Here is an 18,467-nt window from a genome sequence, read left to right as displayed (position 1 = left end):
TAACCACTCTCAACATCTCTGTCAATCGCTCTCGCTGAACTACAAGGACGAGGCAACCTGCCGCTAGCAGCGTCGCCGCCCTCGTTGGAAGCCATATAGACCCTACTTCCCGAAACTGTCAACGAACTTTCATAAAATAATGAACTTTTCTTTCCACAGCTAAACCAAAGCAATTTTATCAAATCTTAACCCTGCGAAACTGGATGATTCTGTCGTGAGAATGATAAAGGACGGTCAACGCGCCCTCACCCAGCCTACTCCCTATATAAGCACTCAGGCGGTACGCGAGCCGAACCAGCCCATCCGCTGCGCAACACTATCCGCCAATGCGCGAACCCGTGCGCCCATAGTCTCAATAATCTCTGGGCGCGCCTCCGCTGCCATCATCGATAACGCAATACCAGCCGCAGGATGATTTGGACGATCACAAATCGATGCACCTATGCAAAACATACCTTCGCGCAACTGACCATCGTCCAGAGAATAACCCTTCGTCTTGACTTCCGCCATTTCAGTTTCGAGGTTCTTCAGAGATTGGACGCTTGAGGGCGTAATCGGCTTTGGCCAATCAGATGGAAGATGGCGCGCTCGGTCCTGTGGGATCATAGAAGACAACATTGCCTTACCCGTCGCGGTGAAAACAGCCGGTACGCGCATACCAATGCGAAAAGTGATACCAAGCGGCGCCGAAGAATTGCGGCAAGACAGATAGATAACTTCCGGGCCTTCAAGGTGGGAAAGCGTCAATGTATAAGCTTCAAGCCCATCCGCTTCTGCCACCGCTTCATGAAACGCATCAACAATATCACTCTTCGCAAGGAAGGCATTCGCCCAGCGAACTGACTGCGGGCCCATCGTAAAACATCCGTCGCCATTCAACTTCAACAGCTTGAGATGCGCCAACGTCTGGCAAAGGCCGTGAACACTGCTTTTAGGCAATCCAGTCTTGCGGACGAGATCGGAAAGCTTGATGCCATCGCGGCTCTCGGCAACACAATCAAGAATCTGCGACGCCCGCATAACGGCAGGAACCAGCTTTAGGGAACTTTCGTCATCGAGTTCGGTTTTGTCCATATGCCCTCTTTAACCATACGACAGACGAATTGACTTTCGCTCTGTCGGCTGATTTATTCAATATATCGTATGTCGTTCAATATAATGAACGATCATCTGGCGCAACACTGGGATGGAATATCAGATATGCTCGCTTTAAAAGACCCCTCACTGCTTAAATCGCAATGCCTTGTGGATGGAAACTGGATCGACGCAGCAGACGGCAAGAAAATCGACGTGACCAACCCGGCAGACGGCTCCGTGATTGGCACTGTTCCATCCCTTTCCGTTGACACTATTAAAGAGACAATCGACGCTTCAAACAAGGCACTTCCAGCATGGGCTGCGAAGACCGCCAAAGAACGCGCCGGAATCCTGCGCAAATGGTTTGATCTGATCGTTGCCAATGCAGACGACATCGCCCTTATCATGACATCGGAACAGGGCAAACCACTCGCCGAGGCGCGCGGCGAGGTTCTTTATGCTGCATCTTTCATTGAATGGTTCGCAGAAGAAGCCAAGCGTGTTTATGGCGACACGATCCCGGCAACACAGCCCGGCCAGCGTTTGACCGTCATCCGTCAGCCAGTCGGTGTGACCGCTGCAATCACGCCATGGAACTTCCCGGCGGCAATGATCACCCGTAAGGCCGCGCCCGCATTGGCTGCTGGCTGCACGATGATCGTCCGTCCTGCCGATCTCACTCCGCTGACAGCACTTGCGCTTGGTGTTCTGGCTGAAAAGGCTGGCATTCCTGCAGGCGTTCTTCAGATCGTGACTGGCAAAGCGCGCGAAATCGGCGCTGAACTCACCAGCAATGAGATTGTTCGCAAGCTTTCCTTCACCGGTTCTACCGAAGTTGGTCGCCTGCTGATGGCGCAATGCGCCCCGACCATCAAGCGCATCTCGCTTGAGCTTGGTGGCAATGCACCTTTCATCGTGTTCGACGATGCAGACATTGATGCCGCTGTGGACGGCGCGATGCTTTCCAAATATCGCAATGCCGGGCAGACCTGTGTTTGTGCCAACCGCATCTATGTTCAGCGCGGCATTTACGACAAGTTCGCTGAAAAGCTGGCGCTCAAAGTGAAAGAACTGAAAGTCGGCAACGGCACCGAGCCGGGTGTTGTCATCGGCCCGATGATCGAAGAAAAAGCCATCACCAAAGTCAAATCGCATATTGAAGATGCCGTGTCCAAAGGTGCAAAGCTCATTGCAGGCGGCAAGGAACTGGGTGGCCTGTTCTTTGAACCGGGCATTCTGACCGGCGTCACCTCGGACATGCTCGTTGCCAAAGAAGAAACCTTTGGCCCGCTCGCACCGCTCTTTGCATTTGACACCGAAGAAGAAGTGATCGCTGCTGCCAACGACACGATCTTTGGTCTGGCGGCATACTTCTATACGGAGAACTTCAGCCGCGCGATCCGCGTCAGCGAAGGGCTGGAATATGGCATGGTCGGACACAACACCGGCCTGATCTCCAACGAAGTTGCACCATTTGGCGGCGTGAAGCAGTCGGGCCTCGGTCGCGAAGGCTCTAAATATGGCATCGAGGAATATCTCGAAACCAAATATATTTGCAGCGCATACAGGCGTTAAAACCAACTTCAACGACATTAAGAGGTGGCGCGCATTGTTCGTGCCACCTTTTTTATTTATAGAGAGTGCAAATAATCCCCGAATGTTTGCACCTATAAAAATCCGGAAAAATCATGCTGCGCCGACTCTATGACTGGACGATCTCGCTTGCTGCCCGAAAGTCTGCCGAATATTGGCTCGCTTTCATCGCTTTTGTAGAAAGCTCCGTTTTTCTGGTGCCAGCAGACGTGCTCTTTCTTCCCATGGCATTGGCCCGCCCGGAGCGCGCCTATCGCTACGCGCTTGTGGCCACGATCTTTTCCGTTCTTGGCGGCATAGCCGGCTGGTTTCTTGGCTATCATGCCTATGAACAAGTCGCGAAACCTGTGCTTGAAATGTATGGCAAGCTCGACACATTTGAGCAGATGCGTGGCACGACCAGCGCCGACATGATTTTGCTGATGCTCATCACATCTGGCTTGTCGCATTTGCCGCCAATCAAAGTGGTGACAATTCTTTCGGGTGCAGCGGGCATCAATATCTGGTTGTTTATCGCATCAGCAATCATCGCGCGTGGTGCACGCTTCTTCTTCCTCGCATGGCTATTGAAGCGTTATGGCGAGCCGATCCGCCACTTTATTGAAAAGCGCCTCGGCCTGCTGGCTGGTCTGGTTGCTGTGGTGCTAATTGCACTGTTCCTAGCGGTTAAATATCTTCACTTTTGATTTTGCCTCAAGTCAGTCAAATTTAATTGCTTGGAAGCAAAGTAGCATTCTAGACTACTGATAAAGCCAGTGTGGCGCAGGAAATTTCATATGGCATTTGCCCTTAATAGACCCGTTGGCAGAATTCAGGCTTGGACCGCAGGCATCATGACGGTGGGCCTTGCAGCGACGGTCGGTACGGCTTTGGGCTTCGAGCATCTGGCTGGCTTTATGCCGTGCAAGCTCTGCCTTGAAGAGCGCACACCATATTATATCGGCGTCCCTGTTCTTGCTGCAGCCTTCATTTCCTATGTCTTGAAACTCCCTCCGGTGCTGATACGCGGGCTTATCCTGATCGGCGCGCTGCTGATGACCTTTGGTCTGGCGCTGGCAATCTACCATACCGGCGTTGAGCTTAAATATTGGCCGGGTCCGGCTGATTGCAGTGCAGCTACGATGAAGATCACACTTGATGCAGGCAATCTCCTCGGTGATCTCAATTCGACCCGTCCGCCAGCATGTGACAGTGCACCAGGCTTCTTCCTCGGCCTGTCATTTGCCGGATGGAACGTGGTCGCAAGCCTGCTCTTTGCAGCGATTGGCTACTACGGCGCTTTTGCAAAAGGTGGGAAATAAGAAGTCGTTCTGAGGGGCGTTATCTTTCATCGGAACGTAGACAAATTGCCATTTGCAGACCGGCATGGCGACTTTTGGAATAGATACTAAGGTTCCAGTTCGACATCCCAGTACAGAAAATCAAGCCAGCTATCGTGGAGATGGTTGGGTGGGAAAAGACGTCCATTGTTATGCAGATCATGCATCGTGGGCTGGACCGGCTTCTGGCGCGGCCACATGTGCGCGCGCGCTGGCATCAAGCCGCCTTTGCGCAAATTGCATGGTGAACAGGCGGCAACGACATTTTCCCACGTCGTCGCGCCGCCATGGCAACGTGGGGTAACGTGATCAAACGTCAGATCATGCGGCGAGCCGCAATACTGACACTCAAAACGATCGCGCAAAAACAGATTGAAACGCGTAAATGCCGGGTGACGCGGCGGCTGCACATAATCTTTGAGACAGATCACGCTCGGCAAACGCATGGAGAATGTTGGCGATGATACGACCTGATCATATTCCGCCACGATATGCACGCGTTCAAGAAAAACTGCTTTGATCGCATCCTGCCAAGACCAGAGCGACAAAGGATAATAGCTGAGCGGCCGATAATCCGCATTGAGAACCAGAGCAGGCAAACCACTGCTCGACACCGTTCGGGGAGAGACGGCTACATTCAAGGGCACACCTCCTTCAGATCAATTCCGAAAGAAAAGTGCGAATGGCTTTCCATGCGGAATTGCGCTTCTGACGAGAGCGCCGCGCGTCCATCATGGGCGCAACCTACGACGCTCCAACCTTGTAATAGCATTTCCAGCAAAAGTGCGAAGCGGTTTTGCGTAGGATAATGCGTAGAAACAGATGGTTACAGCGGGGCAACCGCCGTAAGGCGGCAATGCGATAGGCAGGGTACCAAGTTTCTGCGAATCGAAATGCCGTCATTCACCTGATGCGAATAATGTAATCCCGACGTGACAGCATTGTGAAGCAGAAACGCATTTATGTCCCGGTAAACACGCAAGATTTACAGAAGCGGCGCTGCCTCGCGGCCCTTAAGCGCGGCGTAATATGCCCAGAACAAACGTGCTGCCACACCGCGCCATGGCGCCCAGTCTTCTGCAAGCAACCGAAGCGCCTTTGCATCAGGGCGTATTTCATGTGCGAATGCGTGACAGACCGCCGTTTGCAACGCCACATCGCCAGCCGGAAACACGTCGGGATGACCGGCGGCAAACAGCAAATAGACTTCCGCCGTCCACGGACCAATACCCTTGATAGCAGTCAGCGCTTTGATCGCTTCTTCGGCAGGCAGATCGCACAGCCCATGCAGATCAATTGCCTCTTCTGCCAAAGCTTCACTCAAAGCAAACAGTGTTCTCTGTTTTGATCGCGAAAGCCCGGCAAAACGCCATGCCTCTTCCCCGCCTGCAATATAAGCCTCGGGTGTCATCGGATCGATCACCTGCTTGAACCGAGCCCATATTGCTGCCGCACTGGCTGTTGAAACCTGTTGAGCGACAATGATCGAGGCAAGGCTTTCAAAGCCCGGCTCGGACCTGCGAAGCGGCACGGCATGAGAACGGCTGCGGATATCAAGCAACCGTGCGTCGGCTAATCCCAGCGCTTCAAGCCCGGCTTCAATATCGTCCAATGTATCGATGCGCCGCATCGTCAGGCCTTTCATTTCGGTGTGGCACAACGTACCAATGCTGTCAGACAATAATCAACTGACTGAATAATGACCCAGCCTGTATATCGCTTCGCTCCAAGCCCCAATGGTCAATTGCATCTTGGCCACGCCTATTCCGCACTTCTCAATGCGCAAATGGCGCATACCAGTAATGGGCGTTTTCTGCTGCGCATGGAAGACATCGACACAGCCCGCTGCACGCCTCAGCTTGAGCAAGGCATTTACGATGATCTTCACTGGCTTGGGCTTGAATGGGAACAGCCGGTACGCCGCCAATCGGAGCATTTTGGCGAATATCGCAACGCACTGACCAAGCTTGCCGACAAGGGGCTCGTCTATCCCGCCTTTCTGAGCCGCACGGAAGTACGCGAGATCATCGGCGAAGCACATGCCAAAGGCCAGGAATGGCCAGCCGACCCTGATGGCACACCGCTTTATCCGCAGGGCGAAAGAAGCTTGAGCGAAAAAGAGCAAACGCAGCATATCGCTGAAGGTGCGCCCTATGCATGGCGGCTCAATATGGAGAAAGCGCTCGAAGTGGCTGGCGAAACACTTTTCTGGAACGAAAGCAGCATTGGGCCAATTGAGGCAAATCCTGCGCAATGGGGCGACGTGGTGATCGCCCGCAAAGACACCCCCACCAGCTATCATCTTTCCGTCGTGGTGGATGATGCACTGCAAGGCATCACCCATATTGTCCGTGGACGCGATCTGTTTCATGCCACCTCGGTGCACCGTCTTCTGCAGAAGCTTCTGGGGCTGCCGGAACCGCTTTATCATCATCACGACCTCATTTTGGGCGATGACGGTTTGAAACTCTCGAAAAGCCGCAAGGATACGGCCCTCTCATCTTTGCGCGAACAGGGCTTTACGCCAGACGATATTCGCGCAAGACTATCACTTTAAAAGCGATTTTCGCCGCAGCGTCACAGATGATGTGCCCGCGCGCTGATTGACGAAACCGCACCAAAGCGGTTCAAGGACTATATGAAGCTGGCACTCAAAGCGCTGGCTGAGAGTTTATTTATTTAAAGGAGACGCGCCATGTCTAACGCAGCACCAAGTAATTACGTTGAGATAGAAGGCTTGCGCGTTGCCCCTGAACTGGTGGAGTTTCTGGCCAAGGAAGCCGCACCCGGCACTGGCGTTGAACCAGACACCTTCTGGAAGGGCTTCGCCGCCATCATCCGCGATCTCGCACCGAAAAATCGTGCACTGCTTAAAAAGCGCGACGACCTGCAGGCCAAGATCGATGCATGGTACAAGGACAATCGCGACAAAGGCTATTCGCAGGCTGATTACCAGCAATTCCTGAAAGATATCGGCTATCTCCTGCCCGAAGGCGGAGAGTTCAAGGTTTCGACCGCCAATGTCGATCCGGAAATCATGCATATTGCAGGACCGCAGCTCGTCGTTCCAGTCATGAATGCCCGCTATGCGCTCAATGCTGCTAATGCACGCTGGGGTTCGCTCTATGATGCGCTTTACGGCACCGATGCTATCTCTGAAGATAATGGTGCGGAAAAAGGCAAAGGCTATAACCCGAAGCGTGGCGAAAAAGTCATCGCATGGGCCAAGAATTTTCTCGATGAAAGCGCACCGCTCAATGCGGGTAAGTGGGCCGATGTTTCCGGCCTTTCCGTCAAAGACGGCAAGCTCGCCATCACATTGACCGACGGTTCTGCCACAGCATTGAAAGATGCCAGCCAGTTCAAGGGATATAATGGCGATGCGGCGGCACCGACCAATGTGCTGCTTGCCAAAAACAACATGCATGTTGATATCGTAATCAATGCGGACAGCCCGATCGGCAAGACCGACCCGGCGCATATCGCAGACATGGTTCTGGAATCGGCTATCAGCACGATTCAGGATTGCGAAGATTCGATTGCAGCAGTCGATGCGGAAGACAAGGTTGCCGTCTACCGCAACTGGCTCGGCCTGATGAGCGGCAAGCTCGAAGACACATTCGAGAAGGGCGGCAAGCAGATGACGCGCCGCCTCAATGGCGACCGCAGCTATAAGGCTGCCGATGGCTCAAACCTGAGCCTCAAGGGCCGCTCGCTGATGCTCATCCGCAATGTCGGCCACCTGATGACCAATCCGGCGATCATTGATGCGGACGGCCATGAAGTGCCGGAAGGTATCATGGATGCAGCTTTCACCAGCCTGATTGCACTGCATGATATTGGCGCGAATGGTCGCCACATGAATTCGCGCGAAGGCTCGGTCTATATCGTCAAACCAAAGATGCACGGGCCGGAAGAAGTGGCATTCGCCAATGAAATCTTCACCCGCACCGAAGAGCTGCTTGGTATGAAGCCTAACACGCTGAAAATCGGCATCATGGACGAAGAACGCCGCACGACGGTTAACCTCAAGGAAGCGATCCGCGCTGCCAAGGAACGCGTCGTCTTCATCAATACCGGCTTCCTTGACCGCACAGGCGACGAAATCCACACCTCGATGGAAGCTGGCCCGATGATCCGCAAGGGCGACATGAAGCAAGCTTCATGGATCGGCGCTTATGAGCAGTGGAATGTCGATATCGGTCTTGAATGCGGTCTTTCCGGCCATGCGCAGATCGGTAAGGGCATGTGGGCTATGCCGGACCTGATGGCTGCGATGCTGGAACAGAAAATCGCCCATCCCAAGGCTGGTGCGAACACCGCCTGGGTGCCATCGCCAACCGCTGCAACCCTGCACGCAACTCATTATCATCAGATTGATGTTGCAAGCGTTCAGGAAAAGCTGAAGAGCCGCCCGCGCGCCAAGCTCGACGACATTCTGTCGGTGCCGGTCGCGTCGCGTCCAAACTGGACGCCGGAAGACATCCAGCACGAAATCGACAACAACGCACAGGGCATCCTCGGCTACGTCGTGCGCTGGGTTGATCAGGGCGTTGGCTGCTCGAAAGTGCCGGACATCAACAATGTCGGCTTGATGGAAGATCGCGCAACGCTGCGTATCTCGGCACAGCACATTGCGAACTGGCTCTATCATGGCGTGGTATCAGAAGCGCAAGTCATGGAAACGCTTAAGCGCATGGCAGCCGTTGTGGACAAGCAGAATGAAGGCGATCCGCTTTATCGCCCGATGGCTGCAAACTTCGACAAGTCGATTGCCTTTCAAGCTGCTTGCGATTTGGTTTTCAAAGGCCGCGAACAGCCAAATGGTTACACCGAGCCAGTCCTGCATCGCCGCCGGTTAGAGCTAAAAGCTCAGGGTTAATCAGGATTATTCAGACAGAAAGGATGCGGCGGGAGAAATCCCGCCGTTTCTGTTTTCGAAATCGCTTGACTCCATTATAATAGATATTAATTCTTAGATAATGGAAAATATAGATGAGCATCTCGACAACGCCATTGGCGAAAATCTGCGCCGCCTGCGCCTTGCACAAGGCATGACGCTGGATGTGCTTGGTGACGCGTCAGGTGTCAGCCGCGCCATGATCTCGCGGATCGAGCGTGGCGAAACCAGCCCGACCGCACAGCTTCTGGCGCGCATTTGTGCAGCGCTCGGCACATCGCTCTCAGCCTTCTTTGCCGATGCGGAAGCGCCAGCTTCTCCCTTGCTAACGCTCGATCGCCAGCCAGTCTGGCGTGATCCGGATACGGGCTATATTCGGCGGTCTGTTTCACCACCGGCAACGGGGTCGAATATCGACATGATCGAGGTCGAATTTCCCGCAGGCGCAAAGGTCACTTTTGCACCACAGGCGACCAATGCAGGCATCACACAGCATTTGTGGCTCCTGAATGGGCAGATGGAAATTACTGTTGGAGCAACCATCTATCGGCTCCATACCGGTGACTGTCTTTATATGCCGCTCGTCGAAGGCATTGCCTTTCATAATCCCGGCACCTCGACCGCACGTTATGCAATCGTGCTCGAACGCCGCAACAATTCCTGAAAGCACAATATGATTCGTGTCCTTAGTTACGAAGATGCAGGCCCCTCCATTCTCCCACTGGCAGAAATCATTACGGATTGCGTCGACGACGGCGCGTCGGTTGGCTTCATGGCACCATGCGAATGGCAGGGCTTCATCCCTTACTGGAACCGCGTTTTCAATGAAGTAGAGCGAGGTGACACGGCCCTTCTGGTTGCCGAACATCGTGGAGAAATCGTCGGCACGGTCCAGCTTGGCTTGTCGCAAATGCCCAATCAGCCGCATCGTGCCGATCTTAAAAAACTGCTGATCCATCGCAAGGCGCGCGGACTTGGCCTTGCACGCAAGCTGATGGAAGCCGCAGAAGAAGAAGCGCGAAACAAACGTAAGACACTGATCTGCCTCGACACTGCTACCGGCAGTCCGGCGGAAGCAATCTATACCCATCTTGGCTGGGAACGGGTCGGCGTTATCCCGAATTATGCGCTTTATCCTGACGGAAGCCCCTGCGCGACCACACTTTTCTATAAAGGCCTGTGAAATGACCCTCACCATTCGCTTTGCCAACGAAGCCGACCTCCCTGCTCTGCTTGCGATCTATAATGATGCAGTCGAGAACACGCTTGCCATCTGGAACGAAACGCTCGTCGATCTGGAAAACCGTCACGAATGGCTCAAAGCCCGCAACCGTGACGGCTTTCCGGTTCTGGTGGCCGATCGCGATGGCCAGGTCGTCGGCTATGCGAGTTATGGCCCTTTCCGCCCGTTTGAAGGTTTCCGCCACTCATCGGAACTCTCTGTTTATGTGGCAAGCGACGCACGCGGTGGCGGTATAGGACGCGCACTTTTGGCCGAGCTTGTGGAAGAAGCACGCGAACGCAAAGTCCATGTGCTGGTGGCAGGCATTGAAGCTGGCAATGCGGCATCCATCGCGCTGCACAAATCGCAAGGTTTTGAGGATTGCGGCACACTAAAACAGGTCGGCCAGAAATTTGGACGCTGGCTTGATCTGACTTTCATGCAGAAGATTCTCTAACTATACCCATTCAAGAAAGAGCGCTGAGGGTCATTGCCCTGCGGCGCTTTTTTTGTTTATAGAAGTGTATTCGCAAGGACCCGGTGAAAGCCCGGGTGGCTCTTCTGGCCGCCTATCCGCCAGACAACGCAACAACATTCCCCATTTTTATAATCGGCCATGTTGATCTGAGCTTTTCAGCTCGTTTTTATTTGCGGAAAATTCAATGACACGTCTTGCTGCCTACCGCCGCGAGTGGTTCTCCAATATTCGCGGCGATATTCTTTCCGGCATCGTCGTAGCACTTGCCCTTATCCCGGAAGCCATCGGCTTTTCGGTCATCGCTGGCGTCGACCCCAAAGTCGGCCTCTTCGCCTCATTTGCCATTGCCTGCGTTTCCGCCTTCATTGGCGGTCGTCCTGCAATGATCTCTGCTGCCACGGCTGCAACTGCCGTGGTGATGGTCTCGCTCGTCAAAGAACACGGTCTGCAATATCTCTTTGCAGCTACCATCCTGATGGGTATTTTGCAGATTACCGGGGGCTTTTTGAATCTCGGGCGCTTGATGCGCTTTGTATCGCGCTCGGTCACTACCGGCTTCGTCAATGCGCTTGCGATCCTCATTTTCATGGCGCAGCTACCAGAACTTATTCATGTTTCGGTCGATACCTATTGGATGATCGCAGGCGGCCTCGCCATCATCTATATCTTTCCCCGCATAACTAAAGTCATTCCATCGCCGCTCGTTGCCATTGCCGTACTCACCACGCTTGCATGGGCAACCGGCATGGATTTGCGCACCGTTGGCGATCTCGGCGAATTGCCATCATCGTTGCCGTTCTTCGCATTGCCACAAGTGCCTCTGACGCTCGAAACATTGCAGATCATCCTGCCCTATTCGATCACGCTGGCGGCGGTTGGCCTGCTCGAATCGCTGCTGACGGCTCAGATTGTCGATGACATGACGGATACGACCAGCAACAAAAGTCAGGAATGCATTGGTCAAGGCACGAGCAATATCGCATCCGCCATGATTGGCGGCATGGGTGGTTGCGCGATGATCGGTCAGTCGGTGATTAATGTATCGTCCGGCGGTCGCGGCAGGCTTTCAACCTTTGTGGCCGGTTCATTCCTGCTATTTCTCATTCTCGTTCTCGATGATCTGGTGCGGATCATTCCGATGGCCGCTCTGGTGGCCGTGATGATCATGGTATCCATCGGTACCTTCTCCTGGCGGTCGATTCTCGATCTGCGCCGCAACCCGCCGTCGTCCTCCATTGTCATGCTGGCAACCGTCACAACGGTGGTTTCTACCCATGATCTTGCAAAAGGCGTTCTCGTTGGCGTGCTGCTATCCGGCGTGTTCTTCGCAGGCAAGGTCGCCAAGATGTTCCGCGTGAGCGAAACCACAAACGAAGATGGTACCGAGCGAACCTATACCGTTCAGGGCCAGATCTTCTTTGCCTCGGCACAAAACTTCATTGCAGCTTTTGATTTCGCAACGCCTGCAAGAAAAGTGACAATTGATGTCAGCCATGCCCATCTGTGGGACATCACCTCGGTCGGTGCGCTCGACAAGGTGGTGCTTAAATATCGTGCCAGTGGTACGGATGTAGCGGTAATCGGCTTCAATGAAGCAAGCGCCGATATGATCGACCGCTTTGGAGTTCATGATAAGGAAATTGGTGCCACGAACGTTGCATCGCACTAAATCAAAAAGGGCCGCTTTCGCGGCCCTTTTTATTAGTTTGTCTGCAGCACAGGATTGGGCGCTGGCAAGTCGGTCAAGCCAATCTCGCCTTCAACCTGATCACTGCGGGCCATGAGATAAAGGCCGAGTGCTGAGGTCAGAACAGCGATAAACACCAGATACCAGGCATGCGCCATTGGATTGACCGCCAGAAGCGAAGTTACGATCACTGGAGTCAGACCACCAAAAATCGCATAGGAAACATTGTAGGAAAACGACAGTCCGGAGAAGCGAACTGGTGCCGGGAATGCGCGCACCATCACATAAGGAACCGCGCCAACCATGCCAACCGAGAGCCCCATCACCGCATAAAGCGCGAACAGAACAGGCAGGGAAACTGCCGCATAGGTGTAGAACGTAAAGGTCGCAACGCCAAAGAAAACACCGGCAACGGCAAAGAAGCGTCCACTACCAATTCGATCAACAATCGCGCCTGCGCTCACCGTTCCGAACATCAAAAACAGCGTACCAAAGCTCGTCGCGGCAAGCGACTGCAACGGCGTGTAGCCGTAAAGCTTCTGCAGAAACGTAGCAGTCATCAAAGTAGTGACAACGATGCCCGCCGATAGGATCCAAGTCAGCAGCATCGAAATGATTACGCCGTGCATATGATTGCGAAGAACCGTGCCGAGAGGCAGCTTGTCTTTCAATAATTTGCTGTTCTTCATTTCGGTGAAAATAGGCGTTTCAGCCAACCAGCGGCGCAGATAAACGGCAAACAGTCCGAAGATGCCGCCGATGAAGAACGGAATGCGCCATGCATAGGCGGAAAGTTCTTCCGGTGTAAAAATCCAGTTTATGGCGGTAGCAATCAGCGACCCAAGCATGATGCCGAGTGTAAGGCCTGAACACAGGAAACCGCATGCCATGCCAACGCGATTGGCAGGCACATGTTCGGCCACAAAGGTCCATGCGCCGGGAACTTCGCCGCCGATGGCAGCGCCCTGCAACATGCGGAAAATGACCAGCAAGATCGGCGCACCGACGCCCAGCGTTGCATAGGTTGGCAAACAGGCCATCGCCAGTGTCGAAATCGACATGAGGAAAACCGAGAAAGCGAAGACACGCTTGCGGCCAAATTTGTCACCAAAATGCGCCAACACCACGCCCCCAACCGGACGCACCAGATAACCGGCTGCGAAAATTCCAAATGTCTGGATCAGCACCAGCCAGTCCGGCATGTCGGGCGGAAAAAACAAATGCCCGATAACGCTCGCAAAAAATACGAAGATGATGAAATCATAAAACTCCAGCGCGCCGCCCAATGCCGAAAGGCCAAGGGTACGGAAATCCTGCCGGTTTAGCGGTCGCGGATTGTTGCTTGTAGGGGAGTTTGTTGATGCCATCGATTCCATCTCTTCTGATCGGGTATCCGGATATGGACCCTAATGCGCCAATTGCATGCGCACTGCAAGCTTGACTTTTTGTCAATTTGTCATATTTTAGAATTATTCTAAACTATGGATTTTAACAATGCTCAGCCGATTTTTTAGAAATAGCCGTCGTCCTTTTAAATCCCTATCCGAACAAGAAATTCTTGCTCTTGCCATCTCCTCCGAAGAGGACGATGCACGCATCTATCTGGCTTATGCTGATGGTTTGCGTGAAGAGTTTCCGCAATCTGCAAAAATCTTTGAGCAGATGGCCGCCGAAGAGCATCAACATCGCGATGCATTGATTGAGCGACACCGCGCACGTTTTGGTGACAGGATTCCGCTTATTCGTCGCGAACATGTCACCGGCTATTACGAGCGCAAACCCGACTGGCTGGTACGCCCGCTTGGCATCGACAAGGTGCGCGATGCAGCAGCGCAAATGGAAGATCAAGCCTACCGCTTTTACATTGAAGCTTCCAAGCACGTGACAGACGCGCAGACGCGTAAGCTTCTGGGCGATCTGGCGCAGCAGGAAAAACAGCACGAGGCGACAGCCGAGTCGCTTGAGGGCGAGCTCACCCCTCACGACGTTAAAGACGACGAACGCGCATCGGAGCGCAAACAGTTTATCCTGACCTATGTGCAGCCGGGTCTCGCCGGATTGATGGACGGTTCGGTCTCCACCCTCGCACCAATCTTCGCCGCAGCCTTTGCCACACAGGATACGTGGCAGACATTTTTGGTCGGTCTGTCGGCTTCAGTGGGTGCGGGTATTTCCATGGGCTTCACCGAAGCCGTGCACGACGACGGCAAGCTTTCAGGCCGTGGCTCACCGATTAAACGCGGCATTTCTTGCGGCCTGATGACAACGCTCGGTGGCCTTGGCCACACCCTGCCCTATCTGATCAAGGATTTCTGGACTGCGACAAGCATCGCTGCAATCCTCGTATTCTTCGAGCTCTGGGCCATCGCCTTCATCCAGAACCGCTATATGGAAACGCCATTCTTCCGTGCAGCCCTTCAGGTGGTGTTCGGCGGCGCGCTCGTTCTGGCAGTCGGCATATTGATCGGTAGCGCTTAAACCCGCACTTCATCACGAGGCTGAGAAACAGGCTCTTCGAAGACATCAATCGCAATGCGGCCCTGCCGGGAGACAGTGACAAAACTGTTTGCCGGCACCGCCATCCAGTTTGCAACTTCGCCGTCAAGCGGTTCCGACACCACACATATTCCCGAAGCGCTACCCAGCGTCGCGGTATAAAGCGTCGGTGCAAATGCGTCGGTTGCGTAGCGGATCGCATAAAGCTGACTGCCATCCGAAAAAGCAGCGGTCAGTCGCAAGAATGGCGGCACACCGGCAATCACCGCTTCTTCAACAATCGTCGCGACCATACGCTTCATGGCCAGCACGGGATCGTTTTCGAGACCAAACTCCAGCATCAGCAGAAAGATCAGCTCAGAATCAGTCGCACCGTGTTTCTGTCGGTAATTATCATCGCTCAGATGACCTTCAAGCCTACGCCGCAGCCGATCAAAATTACCAATCTGGCCATTATGCATAAAACTCCAGCGACCCGAAACGAACGGATGGCAATTAGAGCGACTGGTTAATCCACCTGTTGAAGCACGCACATGTGCGAGAAAAAGGCGCGACCGGATCTGCCGCGCAAGACTGTTTAAATTCTGATCGGACCACGCGGGAAGAATATCCCGATACAGACCCGGCTCGGCACGCTCACCATACCAGGCAACTCCGAAGCCATCGCCATTGGTGCGTGTTTTCGCTTCATGCGCATCGTGGCTTTGCGCCACGAGCGAATGACAGGGAGACGATATAATGTCTTCCAGATAGGTTTCAGGTCCGAGATAGGCGGCCCAACGACACATGTTTGATCCCGAAATTACCGGCTTCGGTTATGCGTCCGCTCATAAAGCTGGCGAACGATCGAGCTCGCAGTTTTCTCGAACAAAAATGGCAAAATTGCATGGATCAATGCTGCAAAAGCTGCACAAAAAAGCTTGAACGAAAAACGCCCGGCAAAAGCCATATGCTGAAAATAGGTTTCATCTATCGACTCTGGGTGTTCGGTGAAGAGGCGTGTAATACGAGTGGTCATTGGAAATACTCCCGTCACTGAGTAACTTGTTCCCGATTTGCGACGCATATCGCGTCGTTCTGGAAAATCATTCTAGCAAATGCACATGAGATGAAATCTCAAAATATCCTTGTTAAATACGATTTTATGAGACAATCATCCCAACATGAAACCAACTCTTGATGCAATTGATCGAAGAATATTGGATGAACTGCAAATTGACGGCACTTTGTCCGTTGATTCTCTATCAGAGCGCGTGCATCTTTCCCGCAATGCCTGCTGGCGGCGGGTCAAGCGCATGGAAGATGACGGGATCATCAAAGCCCGCGTTGCTCTGATTGATGCCGAAATGGCTGGTTGCGGCCTATCCGTATTCATTCTGGTGCGCACATCAAGCCACGACCCTGATTGGCTCGGCAAGTTTCGCTCGGCGATGGGCCGTTTTCCAGAGATCGTTGGCGTCTACCGCATGACCGGCGATCTCGACTATGTGCTCAAAGCGCGCGTTTCCGACGTCAAAGCTTATGACCGGCTTTATCAGCGATTGATCGCGAGCGTGCCCTTATCGGATGTATCAGCTTCATTCGTCATGGAGGAGATCAAGGAAACGACAGCCGTGCCATTAGAGCGGGATTGATCTACCGAAAAAGTGCATCTCATCGTGTAAAAGCATGACCCTGTGCCGGACAATCATTGCAAAACATCAAATAGACGGTACACCTTTGTAATAATTTCACGTATGAGCGTCGCCAATTTAACTTCTTGCACGCCAGATCAAATCTTGGAGGAAAGGCTCTCTCATGACCGTACCTACGCTTGGCATTATCCGCCTTGAACATGCGGAAGGCCTTGAACTCCCCGCTTACGAAACATCTGGTTCCGCTGGAATGGACCTTCGTGCAGCCGTTGCGGAAGATCGACAGATCGTCCTGCTGCCGGGTCGTCGCACATTAGTACCAACTGGTCTCATCTTTGAAATCCCGGAAGGCTTTGAAGTGCAGATCCGCCCACGTTCAGGCCTTGCCTTTAAGAACGGCATCACCTGCCTCAATACCCCCGGAACCATCGATTCGGATTATCGCGGCGAAGTAAAAGTGCTGCTCGTTAATCTTGGCGATGAAGATTTCCGCATCGAACGCGGCATGCGTATTGCGCAGGCTGTTTTTTCTCCGGTGGTTCAGCCGAAGATCGAAGAGCGCACTGAGGTCAGCGAAACCAAACGCGGCGCTGGCGGCTTCGGCTCAACTGGCACTGCCTGATTAAACAAAATCAAAGAATTCAGAAAGCCGGGTAAAGCCCGGCTTTTCTTTTGTACTCACACATTACAACAATCACATTTAAACCATCAAACAACCGCTTAAGCGTCCTCACACTAGGACTATTGCGCGCATGACAAATAATTAAGATGAATTCCTGACTGCGCAGACATAGATATCCGCCTAACACTATTTTTAAAATTGATTTCTCAGGGGTTACCGGGTGCTTAAATCCACTGATACACTTGCCGCAGGACGAAAAAGGACTGCTAAACGCAAACGCAATCCTTTGTGGATCGGCTTGGCTGTTGTGGCCATTGCCTTGGGCGCAGGCTGGTATTTCCTCAGTGGCAAAGAAGCAAGCGGCCAGAAAAGCACCTATCTCGCTGAGACAGTCGAACGCGGAAATATCGAAAACTCAATCACCGCCGTTGGAACATTGAGTGCGCTACGCAGCGTTAATGTTGGTGCGCAGGTTTCGGGGCAGCTGAAAAGCGTAAAAGTTGAAATCGGCGACACTGTAAAACAAGGTGATCTTCTGGCTGAGATCGACCCCTCGCCTTTCGAAAAGAAGATGGAAATCGCCAGCGCGCAGCTCGATAATCTTAAAGCGCAGCTTTTAAGCAAGCAGGCACAGCTTACACTCAAAAAGTCCAATGCTGCCCGCCAACGCTCTCTGCTGGCCACTAAAAATGCATCGCAATCAACCATTGATCAGGCCGACGCAGATCTTGCCGTGGCCGACGCCGATGTGAAAGCGCTGAGCGCACAGATTCGTCAACAGGAAGCCCAGCTTGCCAGCGACAAGGTCGATCTTGGCTACACGACGATCTACAGCCCAATGGCCGGCACAGTTGTCGATCAGACTTCTAAAGAAGGTGAAACGCTCAACGCCGTACAAAGCGCGCCGACGGTCGTAACCGTGGCAGACCTTACGGTGATGACAGTCGAAGCACAGGTTTCGGAAGCCGACATCAGCAAGCTAAAACCCGGCATGCCGGTTTATTTCACGCTACTCGGCCAACCTGAAAAGCGCTTTACCGGAACGCTCCGCCAGATCAAACCAACGCCCCAAACCGACAACAATGTTGTCCTCTATTATGCGCTGTTCGACGTTCCCAACCCGACCGGCGAACTCATGATCAATATGAGCGCTCAGGTCTATTTCGTTCTCGACAATGCCGAGAATGTGCTCGTTGTTCCAACAGCTGCATTGAATACAAAATCTGACAAGGACGGTAAGCCGCAAACCACTGTGCAGGTCGTGGATAAAAGTGGTGCGACGACAGAACGTGCTGTTGAAGTTGGCGTGCGCAACCGTGTGCAGGCGGAAATCAAAAGCGGTCTTGAAGAAGGTGACAAAGTCGTTGTCACCTCTGCATCGGCAACTGCGGGTTCCAGCCAGCGCGGTCGCAGGCCCGGCGGTATGTTCTTCTGATGGA

19 protein-coding genes and 1 other annotated feature are annotated in these 18,467 nt (G+C 53.3%); of the genes, 13 read left to right on the top strand and 6 right to left on the bottom strand.

The genetic code is table 11. The annotated features are described in order from the left end of the window. Positions 1–273: 273 nt before the first annotated feature. Positions 274–1,074, bottom strand: coding sequence for an IclR family transcriptional regulator (locus tag WH356_RS18140; protein WP_339513305.1), 801 nt, complete (start codon positions 1,072–1,074; stop codon positions 274–276). 126 nt (positions 1,075–1,200) lie between these two features. On the opposite strand from WH356_RS18140, the gene WH356_RS18135 reads away from it, so the two are divergent. From WH356_RS18135 to WH356_RS18125, 3 genes are all read left to right on the top strand, one after another. Beyond that, positions 1,201–2,652, top strand: a complete 1,452-nt coding sequence (locus tag WH356_RS18135) for an NAD-dependent succinate-semialdehyde dehydrogenase (RefSeq protein WP_339513303.1) — start codon at positions 1,201–1,203, stop codon at positions 2,650–2,652. 113 nt (positions 2,653–2,765) lie between these two features. Next, positions 2,766–3,356 carry a YqaA family protein gene (locus WH356_RS18130; RefSeq protein WP_339513301.1) on the top strand — a complete coding sequence of 197 codons (591 nt, stop codon included), beginning with the start codon at positions 2,766–2,768 and terminating at the stop codon, positions 3,354–3,356. Positions 3,357–3,446: 90 nt separating this feature from the next. After that, positions 3,447–3,971: a disulfide bond formation protein B gene (locus tag WH356_RS18125; protein WP_339513299.1), complete on the top strand. Its 525-nt coding sequence runs from the start codon at positions 3,447–3,449 to the stop codon at positions 3,969–3,971. An 86-nt stretch (positions 3,972–4,057) separates the two neighbouring features. Here the strand turns inward: WH356_RS18125 and WH356_RS18120 are convergent, their stop codons facing one another. Together WH356_RS18120 and WH356_RS18115 are read right to left on the bottom strand one after the other, a co-directional pair. Then, positions 4,058–4,630: an HNH endonuclease gene (locus tag WH356_RS18120; protein ID WP_250041029.1), complete on the bottom strand. Its 573-nt coding sequence runs from the start codon at positions 4,628–4,630 to the stop codon at positions 4,058–4,060. A 344-nt stretch (positions 4,631–4,974) separates the two neighbouring features. Next, positions 4,975–5,619 (bottom strand): DNA-3-methyladenine glycosylase family protein, encoded by a 645-nt coding sequence (locus WH356_RS18115; protein WP_339513323.1) that lies wholly within the window; start codon positions 5,617–5,619, stop codon positions 4,975–4,977. A gap of 69 nt (positions 5,620–5,688) precedes the next feature. Here WH356_RS18115 and gluQRS point away from each other — a divergent pair, with 69 nt between their 5' ends. The 6 genes from gluQRS to WH356_RS18085 all read left to right on the top strand — a co-directional run bounded on the left by gluQRS (position 5,689) and on the right by WH356_RS18085 (position 12,258). Continuing rightward, the gene (gluQRS, locus tag WH356_RS18110) at positions 5,689–6,546 is read left to right on the top strand and encodes a tRNA glutamyl-Q(34) synthetase GluQRS (RefSeq protein ID WP_339513297.1); all 858 of its coding nucleotides are present in this window, start codon (positions 5,689–5,691) and stop codon (positions 6,544–6,546) included. Positions 6,547–6,684: 138 nt separating this feature from the next. Further along, positions 6,685–8,871 carry a malate synthase G gene (locus WH356_RS18105; protein WP_339513295.1) on the top strand — a complete coding sequence of 729 codons (2,187 nt, stop codon included), beginning with the start codon at positions 6,685–6,687 and terminating at the stop codon, positions 8,869–8,871. Between the two features lie 109 nt (positions 8,872–8,980). After that, a complete protein-coding gene (locus WH356_RS18100; RefSeq protein WP_339513321.1) occupies positions 8,981–9,553 on the top strand; it encodes a helix-turn-helix domain-containing protein in 573 nt (190 codons plus the stop codon). Between the two features lie 9 nt (positions 9,554–9,562). Next, positions 9,563–10,072: a GNAT family N-acetyltransferase gene (locus WH356_RS18095; RefSeq protein WP_339513293.1), complete on the top strand. Its 510-nt coding sequence runs from the start codon at positions 9,563–9,565 to the stop codon at positions 10,070–10,072. A gap of 1 nt (position 10,073) precedes the next feature. Beyond that, a complete protein-coding gene (locus WH356_RS18090) occupies positions 10,074–10,568 on the top strand; it encodes a GNAT family N-acetyltransferase (protein WP_339513291.1) in 495 nt (164 codons plus the stop codon). Between the two features lie 73 nt (positions 10,569–10,641). Beyond that, positions 10,642–10,697 (top strand) — a sequence feature (sul1 is cis-regulatory element that is thought to sense ions involved in sulfur or methionine metabolism; They are found in Alphaproteobacteria). Positions 10,698–10,773: 76 nt separating this feature from the next. Beyond that, positions 10,774–12,258, top strand: a complete 1,485-nt coding sequence (locus WH356_RS18085; protein WP_339513289.1) for a SulP family inorganic anion transporter — start codon at positions 10,774–10,776, stop codon at positions 12,256–12,258. 32 nt (positions 12,259–12,290) lie between these two features. On the opposite strand, the gene WH356_RS18080 is transcribed toward WH356_RS18085, so the two are convergent. After that, positions 12,291–13,643, bottom strand: a complete 1,353-nt coding sequence (locus tag WH356_RS18080) for an MFS transporter (RefSeq protein WP_339513287.1) — start codon at positions 13,641–13,643, stop codon at positions 12,291–12,293. Between the two features lie 127 nt (positions 13,644–13,770). Between WH356_RS18080 and mbfA the strand changes: the two genes are divergently transcribed. Continuing rightward, complete coding sequence (gene mbfA, locus WH356_RS18075) at positions 13,771–14,754, top strand: iron exporter MbfA (protein WP_339513285.1); 984 nt, start codon at positions 13,771–13,773, stop codon at positions 14,752–14,754. Here the strand turns inward: mbfA and WH356_RS18070 are convergent. Together WH356_RS18070 and WH356_RS18065 are read right to left on the bottom strand one after the other, a co-directional pair. Further along, complete coding sequence (locus tag WH356_RS18070; protein WP_339513283.1) at positions 14,751–15,560, bottom strand: class II glutamine amidotransferase; 810 nt, start codon at positions 15,558–15,560, stop codon at positions 14,751–14,753. The two genes, mbfA and WH356_RS18070, sit on opposite strands and share 4 nt — an antisense overlap. Positions 15,561–15,574: 14 nt before the next feature. Then, positions 15,575–15,790, bottom strand: coding sequence for a DUF6356 family protein (locus tag WH356_RS18065; protein ID WP_339513281.1), 216 nt, complete (start codon positions 15,788–15,790; stop codon positions 15,575–15,577). 145 nt (positions 15,791–15,935) lie between these two features. On the opposite strand from WH356_RS18065, the gene WH356_RS18060 reads away from it, so the two are divergent. From WH356_RS18060 to WH356_RS18050, 3 genes are all read left to right on the top strand, one after another. Further along, on the top strand, positions 15,936–16,406 hold the full coding sequence (locus WH356_RS18060) for an Lrp/AsnC family transcriptional regulator (RefSeq protein ID WP_339513279.1): 471 nt from the start codon (positions 15,936–15,938) through the stop codon (positions 16,404–16,406). Between the two features lie 163 nt (positions 16,407–16,569). Continuing rightward, complete coding sequence (dut, locus tag WH356_RS18055) at positions 16,570–17,028, top strand: dUTP diphosphatase (protein ID WP_339513277.1); 459 nt, start codon at positions 16,570–16,572, stop codon at positions 17,026–17,028. Positions 17,029–17,248: 220 nt separating this feature from the next. Next, on the top strand, positions 17,249–18,463 hold the full coding sequence (locus WH356_RS18050) for an efflux RND transporter periplasmic adaptor subunit (protein ID WP_339513275.1): 1,215 nt from the start codon (positions 17,249–17,251) through the stop codon (positions 18,461–18,463). Positions 18,464–18,467 lie beyond the last annotated feature (4 nt).

Origin of the sequence: Ochrobactrum sp. MYb379 (assembly GCF_037479515.1) — a bacterium.
GTDB lineage: Bacteria > Pseudomonadota > Alphaproteobacteria > Rhizobiales > Rhizobiaceae > Brucella.
The sequence above is the reverse complement of the archived record's forward strand: the minus strand, read 5'-3'. Positions and strand labels throughout refer to the sequence as shown.

Bases quoted from the DNA above. Each gene is read 5' to 3' on its own strand.
- WH356_RS18105 (WP_339513295.1), top strand. From the start codon at position 6,685: ATGTCTAACGCAGCACCAAGTAATTACGTTGAGATAGAAGGCTTGCGC.
- WH356_RS18090 (WP_339513291.1), top strand. From the start codon at position 10,074: ATGACCCTCACCATTCGCTTTGCCAACGAAGCCGACCTCCCTGCTCTG.
- mbfA (WP_339513285.1), top strand. From the start codon at position 13,771: ATGCTCAGCCGATTTTTTAGAAATAGCCGTCGTCCTTTTAAATCCCTA.
- WH356_RS18135 (WP_339513303.1), top strand. From the start codon at position 1,201: ATGCTCGCTTTAAAAGACCCCTCACTGCTTAAATCGCAATGCCTTGTG.
- WH356_RS18115 (WP_339513323.1), bottom strand. From the start codon at position 5,619: ATGCGGCGCATCGATACATTGGACGATATTGAAGCCGGGCTTGAAGCG.
- dut (WP_339513277.1), top strand. From the start codon at position 16,570: ATGACCGTACCTACGCTTGGCATTATCCGCCTTGAACATGCGGAAGGC.
- WH356_RS18125 (WP_339513299.1), top strand. From the start codon at position 3,447: ATGGCATTTGCCCTTAATAGACCCGTTGGCAGAATTCAGGCTTGGACC.
- WH356_RS18065 (WP_339513281.1), bottom strand. From the start codon at position 15,790: ATGACCACTCGTATTACACGCCTCTTCACCGAACACCCAGAGTCGATA.
- WH356_RS18095 (WP_339513293.1), top strand. From the start codon at position 9,563: ATGATTCGTGTCCTTAGTTACGAAGATGCAGGCCCCTCCATTCTCCCA.
- WH356_RS18070 (WP_339513283.1), bottom strand. From the start codon at position 15,560: ATGTGTCGTTGGGCCGCCTATCTCGGACCTGAAACCTATCTGGAAGAC.
- gluQRS (WP_339513297.1), top strand. From the start codon at position 5,689: ATGACCCAGCCTGTATATCGCTTCGCTCCAAGCCCCAATGGTCAATTG.
- WH356_RS18085 (WP_339513289.1), top strand. From the start codon at position 10,774: ATGACACGTCTTGCTGCCTACCGCCGCGAGTGGTTCTCCAATATTCGC.
- WH356_RS18060 (WP_339513279.1), top strand. From the start codon at position 15,936: ATGAAACCAACTCTTGATGCAATTGATCGAAGAATATTGGATGAACTG.
- WH356_RS18140 (WP_339513305.1), bottom strand. From the start codon at position 1,074: ATGGACAAAACCGAACTCGATGACGAAAGTTCCCTAAAGCTGGTTCCT.
- WH356_RS18130 (WP_339513301.1), top strand. From the start codon at position 2,766: ATGCTGCGCCGACTCTATGACTGGACGATCTCGCTTGCTGCCCGAAAG.
- WH356_RS18080 (WP_339513287.1), bottom strand. From the start codon at position 13,643: ATGGCATCAACAAACTCCCCTACAAGCAACAATCCGCGACCGCTAAAC.